The sequence below is a fragment of the Halorubrum sp. genome (genome assembly GCF_046498025.1).
Classification (GTDB): Archaea; Halobacteriota; Halobacteria; order Halobacteriales; family Haloferacaceae; genus Halorubrum.
Genome location: NZ_JAWOBM010000032.1, coordinates 1 through 5,373, shown reverse-complemented (window position 1 = coordinate 5,373; position 5,373 = coordinate 1). Strand labels below are relative to the sequence as shown.

The following is a 5,373-nucleotide window of genomic DNA, read 5'->3' as shown; positions in this document are numbered from 1 at the left end:
GTCGGTGCTCGAAGCCGAGTCGATCGCGGACGCCGACCGCGGCTGTCCGGAGTGCGGCGGCGACGTCATTTCCGTCGGCTACATGCCGAGCGTCACCGAGTTCGTCACCGGCTACAAGTGCCAGGAGTGCGACTGGAGCGACGACGACCGCTGAGCCGGGACGACGCGGCCGATCGGTGGTCGCCGGTGGCGCACGCTGCGTCGCCGATCCGTCCCGCGATCGTCCGCGATCGAAACCCCTTTATCCGCGTTTCGGCAACGACCTAGTGCGATACCGCGTGGGGCTGTGGCCAAGCCAGGCATGGCGACTGACTCCAGAGGTTCGCGCCCGGGACGACACTCCAGACTGATATACCGAGCGGGCGACTGATCATCGCTCGCGTTGACGACCCTCTGGAGTTCCGAGGCGCACCGGAGATATCAGTCGATCGGGGGTTCAAATCCCTCCGGCCCCACTCTATCCTCGAACGATCCTGACGTGCCGAAGGCAAGAGTATAAATGAAGCAGTGGAGCAGACTCTGGCGAGTTTTCAGAACCCCGTGTGTTGGGAGTCGACCACGTACTGCGATTCTGATACTGAAGGACGGTGAATTTGGTCTACTTCCCCATCATAATAACTATGTTCTACTACTAATTATTACGAGTACTCTCACAGCTCTTCGCAAAACTGATCGATATCACATCGGAGTCTAAGAGGACACGCAATATAATGTACCGTCAACGCGACATCGCTGCTCTCCCAACGTTCATCGCCTTGGACAGCTCCACAGTTCTCGCTGGCCAGAGACAGGGAGCGAGCGTCCAGATCGACGAGACGTATTTCTCCGGGCAGTTACGAGCTTTAGATGCATTTGATCGCGATACCGATGAATCCTCGAACTCGAGTCGCGGACAACGGTCGCGAGATCTCCGAGAATCGAGGCGTGCTTACAGAAGCATCGAGGTCGACGTGGATGCACTCACGGAGAACGATCTCTGGACTGCATCGACACAGTTTCGCCGAGAGTTACAGCGCATTCCGGAAATTAGCCATCTCGAGCGCCAGTACCCAGGACAGTGTTTCGTCGTCCCGGAGTGGTTGTACACGGGAGACCGGCTCCACTATGGAGCACGCGTCTATTTTTTCCAGGACGACGGCTCCGCGACTCCGAAGGAGGTGATACAGGAAAATATCGATGCGATTCTGAGCGACTCGTTCCCGAAATTCGAACGATATCAAGGAGGATTACACGGGTATCCGGACTGCTGTATCGACTTTTACCACGAACGCTCGTCGAACGCTCCCTCGCCCGAATGGCGTTCGATCGAACCATTCGCTGACCGAATTAACGACGTGGCTCTCGGTAATGACCGCTCTGCATCAGTCGACGACGTGTTGCCGCGGTTCTCAGGTTGGGATGATCGGTATGCGTTCTTCGCCCGGGAATTCTTTCCCGAGCCGGGGTGTGAGACTGCGCTGACGCAGGGAGAGGCGATCTTTGACAGCCTGTCCTCTGAGTACCCCACTCCCCTTATCGAAGACTACTTCCGACTCAACTTCGGCTATGATTACCTGGTAGCTCGGGCAGTCCATACTGGCGGCACTCACCGACCGGTTCCCGGAGAACTCGGAGAGGAGCACCTCATGTTCTATCTACCGCTACGAGAATTATTGACACTCCCTCGATATTTATAGTCCCGATATCAGGACGCACCGGGAGTGATCGAAGACAGACAGATCCACAGCCGATAAGACGTTCCGTTGTTCTTCCTGCGATTCTCACACAGACGAGAATTTTGTATGGGGATATATGTGTTTGGGCATCCTATTCATTGTGAGAAGATGACACAATCACCCCTCACCGAGGCAAACAGACGAACGATTCTCAAGTCGCTTAGCGCCATCTCGGCCGCCGGAATGACTGGACTGGCCGGTTGTGCTGGCGGTGGAAACGGGAACGGAGACGATAACGGAAACGGTGCGGGTACGATTTCGGCAGATGAGTATCCGGCCGTCGACGAGTGGATGACCGAGACGGAAATCGGAGACGCGGCGAGGCTTTACGACGGGGAGATAGTGGATCTCCGTGAGGAGAGCGATGTGGCGATCGACGTCGGTGCCGGGGACGAAGGGTTAGCGTTCGAACCATCCGCGGTAGCCGTTTCGTCCGGAACAGAGGTTCTCTGGGAATGGACCGGCGAAGGAGGTGCACACAACGTCGAAGCAGAACCCGACGAACAGATCGGCGAGTCGGACTACGAGTTTAGTTCCGGAGAGGCAGAGGATGGCGACGACATCGAGTACACCCACACCTTCGACGAGGAGGGAATCGCCCTGTACCACTGCGAGCCCCACATCGCGAATGGAATGAAGGGCTCGGTCGTGGTCGAGGAGGAGTGATCCGTCGAGTCTCCTCACTCGGCGTGGAACTCACTGAGGATCTCGAGGTCCCGACCGGTGAGCGCGAACTCCGGGACCGGTCGGTGGGCGTCGCAGTGGGGGAATTCGAAGCGCGTGCCCGGGGCCGGCAGATCGCCGAGGGGTTGCCACCCTGTCGAGACGGCGACGGGCTACTCGTGCTCGTTTAGAGATCACGAGTAGGCCCCCTACGCGCGCCCGAATCGGAATCAATCACCGGGAGCTTCCGCGGCCCGGTCGGGACCTCCTCGTCGTTGTAGTGGGCGATCTGCCCGCAGATGGCGACGCACGCGTCGAGGTTCAATGCCGCGAACACCGCGTCGGTGATGGGATCCCCCACGTTGTCGAAGTAGACGTCCACGCCGTCGGGCGCGGACGACGCGAACCGGGAGCGAGACCCCGGCCGGTACCCGCTCCCAGTCGAAGCGTGGGCGGTGGCGGCGATATCCGGTCGGAGTACTCGGCCGGGAAACGACACGGGCCCTTCCGGGAAATATGTCGCGAGCTCAACGAGTAGCGGCGCTTCCCTCCTCGAAGAACAGATACGCGGCGATCACGGCGAGTCCGACGCTCAGGACGCCGGTAGCGACACCGAACAGCAGAAACTGTAGTCCGTCGAGGAACCAGAGGACGGCCAGCACCGCGACGTGGAGGATCCCGAGCAGGTACAAGATCGGATTCCAGAACCGGCTCAGGTACAAGCCGACGCCGAGGAGGAAGCTCCCACCGATGGCGAAGAACTGGGGTTGCCCCTCCGTGTACCCGATGAAGAGGTTGATTCCGGCGATACCCAGCGACAGGAGGACGCCCGTCCAGTGGAGCCAGGTCCACGAGGCGACGTCCGCGATCACCCCGTCTGATTCGACAGTTGTCATGTGGGGGATCCCGTCCGGCACGTAATAGTTATACACGCGCCTGCGGCCGCTGAGCCGCGCCGGCGAGCGGAGCGGCCGAGCGACGAGGCGACCCGTTACTCCGCTGGCGACGACACTCGCACCACCTGCTTGCCGATGTTGTCCCCCTCGAACAGTCCGAGGAAGGCGTCGGGCGCGTTCTCCAGGCCGTCGACGACCGTTTCGCGGTGCTCCAGCTCGCCGCTCGCGACCCAGCGACCGAGCCGCTCGCTGGCTTCGCCGAACCGGCTCGCGAAGTCGCTCACGAGCAGCCCCTCCACGCGGGCTCGAATCGGAATCAGCCCCGGGAGCTTCCGCGGGCCGGTCGGGACCTCCTCGTCGTTGTAGTGGGCGATCTGTCCGCAGACGGCGACGCGCGCGTCGAGGTTCAGCGCCGCGAACACGGCGTCGGTGATGGGACCGCCCACGTTCTCGAAGTAGACATCCACGCCGTCGGGCGCGGCCGACTCGAGCGCGGCGCGGTAGTCGTCGGTCGCCCGGTAGTTGATAGCGGCGTCGAAGCCGAGGTCGTCGGTGAGCCACGCCGCCTTCTCGTCGGAGCCGGCGAAGCCGACCACGCGGCACCCGGCGCGCTTCGCGATCTGGCCGACGACCGAGCCGACCGCGCCCGCGGCGCCGGAGACGACGACCGTGTCGCCCGGCTTGGGCTCGCCGACCTCCAAGAGGCCGAAGTACGCGGTTCGTCCCGGCATCCCGAGCGCGCCGAGGTAGGTCTCGGGCGCGGCGACCGACGGGTCGACCGGGGCGACGGCGTCGGCGTCGAGGGTGGCGTAGTCGGCCCAGGTCCCCTCGCCGGTGACGAGGTCGCCCGCGTCGTACCCGTCGTGCGCGCTCTCGACGACCTCGCCGACGACGCCGCCGGAGAGCGCGTCGCCGATAGCCCACGGCTCCGCGTACGACTCGGCGTCGCGCATCCGACCGCGCATGTACGGGTCCACCGAGAGGAATCGAGTGCGGACGAGGAGTTCGCCGGGGTCGGGGGAGTGAACGTCGGTCTCGCGCAGTTCGAAGCAGTCGAGGTCGGGCTCGCCGGTCGGGCGCTCGGCGAGCACCCATTCGCGGTTGGTTCGTGTCACGGGTGCCGTTGCGCTTCGGGACTCAATAGGGTTCGGGACTCGGCGGCGTCGGCCCTCGGCGGAGTCGGGACTCGGCGGGGTCGGGACTCGGCGGGGTCGACGTGATCGTCGATGCGATCGGTCGGCTCTCCTGACGGCTTCACCCTCGCCGGGAGCCCGAACGGTGTCGGAATCGCGCGTGTTGGCCGCAATAGTTAATATATCTTAATTATATTTGGACCACATGACGAAACGGTCAGTCGACGTCCCGCCGGAGGTCCGGGCGCGGATCGACCGTTACGTCGATTCCGTCGACGACCGGCTCGCGGGATCGGAGCCGACGGCTGAAGCGGTACAGGAAGTCCTCGCCGAACTTCACGGCGACGCCGACGTCTACGAGCGATGGCGGGCCGGCGAGTCGATCGGCCCCGTCGAGCGGATCCGTCTCGATCGGTACGATCCGCGAAACGTGCTCGTGAAGGCGGACGAGTGGGCCGAGACGGACGAATCGTCGTTCCGGGAGGCGAAGTCGTTCAAGTGGCTGTGGGCCGGGTTCGACGCGTCGCCGGCGGCGAACGACCTCGCGTTCGCGCTCCCGTTCCGACAGATGCTGGCGACCCACCTCTTCGCCGAGGCCGGCGAGGACCTCTTCTTGGAGCGCGGGATCACCTTCCCGTGCGGGCACAACATCGAGATGGGCGATCGCACGGTCGTCCACCGGAACGTGCTCTTGGACGACAGGGGGGCGTTGTCGATCGGCGACCGCGTCTCGATCGCCGACGGCGCGACGATCCACAGCCACGGCCACGACGTCGTCGACCAGACCGACGTCTCGATCTACCTGACCGAACTCGAAGACGACGTGCGGATCGCCTCGGACGCGATGGTGGCCGCCGGCTGTCGCGTCGGCGAGAACGCGATGGTCGGAGCGAAGGGGATCGTCCGCGGGGACGTGCCCGCCCACCACGTCGCCGTGGGGGCGCCGGCGAAGAGCGTGCGGGTCAA

Annotated in this window: 6 protein-coding genes, 1 tRNA gene and 1 pseudogene; 5 read left to right on the top strand and 3 right to left on the bottom strand. The window is 63.5% G+C overall.

The genetic code is table 11. From position 1 onward, the window contains the following. The 4 genes from R6U01_RS06920 to R6U01_RS06905 form a co-directional block, all read left to right on the top strand. Positions 1 to 154 (top strand): DUF5795 family protein (locus tag R6U01_RS06920; RefSeq protein WP_410285728.1); only part of this gene is annotated, 154 nt, incomplete at its 5' end. A 126-nt stretch (positions 155 to 280) separates the two neighbouring features. Beyond that, positions 281 to 455: transfer RNA gene (locus tag R6U01_RS06915), tRNA-Trp, on the top strand. 255 nt (positions 456 to 710) lie between these two features. Then, on the top strand, positions 711 to 1,676 hold the full coding sequence (locus R6U01_RS06910) for a hypothetical protein (RefSeq protein ID WP_410285727.1): 966 nt from the start codon (positions 711 to 713) through the stop codon (positions 1,674 to 1,676). A 147-nt stretch (positions 1,677 to 1,823) separates the two neighbouring features. Next, positions 1,824 to 2,381, top strand: coding sequence for a halocyanin domain-containing protein (locus tag R6U01_RS06905; protein ID WP_410285726.1), 558 nt, complete (start codon positions 1,824 to 1,826; stop codon positions 2,379 to 2,381). A gap of 192 nt (positions 2,382 to 2,573) precedes the next feature. Here R6U01_RS06905 and R6U01_RS06900 read toward each other — a convergent pair. The 3 genes and pseudogenes from R6U01_RS06900 to R6U01_RS06890 all read right to left on the bottom strand — a co-directional run. Continuing rightward, positions 2,574 to 2,775: pseudogene (locus R6U01_RS06900) on the bottom strand (NADP-dependent oxidoreductase); the annotation flags it as partial. 130 nt (positions 2,776 to 2,905) lie between these two features. Then, on the bottom strand, positions 2,906 to 3,274 hold the full coding sequence (locus R6U01_RS06895; RefSeq protein WP_410285725.1) for a hypothetical protein: 369 nt from the start codon (positions 3,272 to 3,274) through the stop codon (positions 2,906 to 2,908). Between the two features lie 95 nt (positions 3,275 to 3,369). Further along, positions 3,370 to 4,389 carry an NADP-dependent oxidoreductase gene (locus tag R6U01_RS06890; protein WP_410285724.1) on the bottom strand — a complete coding sequence of 340 codons (1,020 nt, stop codon included), beginning with the start codon at positions 4,387 to 4,389 and terminating at the stop codon, positions 3,370 to 3,372. A 223-nt stretch (positions 4,390 to 4,612) separates the two neighbouring features. On the opposite strand from R6U01_RS06890, the gene R6U01_RS06885 reads away from it, so the two are divergent. Then, a partial coding sequence (locus tag R6U01_RS06885) for an acyltransferase (protein WP_410285723.1) occupies positions 4,613 to 5,373 on the top strand: 761 nt, incomplete at its 3' end.

Bases quoted from the DNA above. Each gene is read 5' to 3' on its own strand.
- R6U01_RS06910 (WP_410285727.1), top strand. From the start codon at position 711: ATGTACCGTCAACGCGACATCGCTGCTCTCCCAACGTTCATCGCCTTG.
- R6U01_RS06905 (WP_410285726.1), top strand. From the start codon at position 1,824: ATGACACAATCACCCCTCACCGAGGCAAACAGACGAACGATTCTCAAG.
- R6U01_RS06895 (WP_410285725.1), bottom strand. From the start codon at position 3,274: ATGACAACTGTCGAATCAGACGGGGTGATCGCGGACGTCGCCTCGTGG.